The organism is Flammeovirga agarivorans (assembly GCF_012641475.1).
Taxonomy (GTDB): Bacteria; Bacteroidota; Bacteroidia; order Cytophagales; family Flammeovirgaceae; genus Flammeovirga; species Flammeovirga agarivorans.
On sequence record NZ_JABAIL010000052.1, the window covers coordinates 1 to 1,028 of the forward strand.

Consider the following 1,028-nt stretch of genomic DNA (forward strand, 5'->3'; position numbering starts at 1 on the left):
CGTTAGCTTGCATATTCATAACCAATGAGATTTTCAATAAATTTTAAGCTTATAATCGTTTTATCTTATACATTCATCTCTTGTGAAAAAGCTCAACAAATTAACTATGAATTATTAGATAATAAGAATTGGTATTTTTGTAGGACAGATGATGAGAGTGCAGATATGAAGTACGATTATCTTGAGGGAGGGATATTAAAACTAACCTATGATTTATATGATTCTTCTAAATCAGTGAGTTTTATCAATGCCAATACAAGTATTGTATTAGATTCCATAAACGTATTACATGAATTTTATGATACCAATTCAAATCTAGGTCATATTACTTCTTTAACTGAAGATACTTTGATAATTGCGATGAGAACACCATTAAACCTTCATCTTTATAACGGTAGTTATATACCTTTTGAAATAGATACATTGAGATTTACTTCAAGTTATAAGAACGTAGATTTCTTTTCTTTGGAAGGTTATTATCCAAAATTTAAAGTTCTATCATTTTATTTTCTATTAAATAAGATTAAAGTAGAGATAACTCCAAATGGCATACTATATCTTAATAATAAAGGAGTCAATTATAAAGGACAACTGAATGAAGAAGAACTGTCTATTTTAAAAAAGAAATTGCTAATAGCATGTTATATTTCAAAGATAGATAGGGTGTTCTTTAAAACTAATTTAAGAATAGGTTTAGGTGAATGTTGGAATTCCAATATAAAAATGAATATTCAATTGGAAGAAAATCATGAATTATCAGAAGAGAATGACTTCTTACTAAGACATTTAAGGCTAAGAAATAATGAATTGTCAATTTATATAAATGAAGACTTTTGTTATGATTATAACTTGGGCGAATTGACAAATTATATCAAAAATCTGTCAGAAACGGTTGAAGTACAAAAAGTTATAGATAATCACGATTTCATTATTGATAAAAAAGAATTATAATTATTAATTACGCAAGCTAACATTAGCTAATCTCCATCCATCGGGTGACACACCCGCTGGTCGTAGTTTAGCCATTA

At 27.3% G+C, this 1,028-nt stretch carries 1 protein-coding gene; it reads left to right on the forward strand.

Annotated elements, in window-relative coordinates:
* Nucleotides 1-24 precede the first annotated feature (24 nt).
* Nucleotides 25-951: a hypothetical protein gene (locus HGP29_RS28170; RefSeq protein WP_168885809.1), complete on the forward strand. Its 927-nt coding sequence runs from the start codon at nt 25-27 to the stop codon at nt 949-951.
* Nucleotides 952-1,028 lie beyond the last annotated feature (77 nt).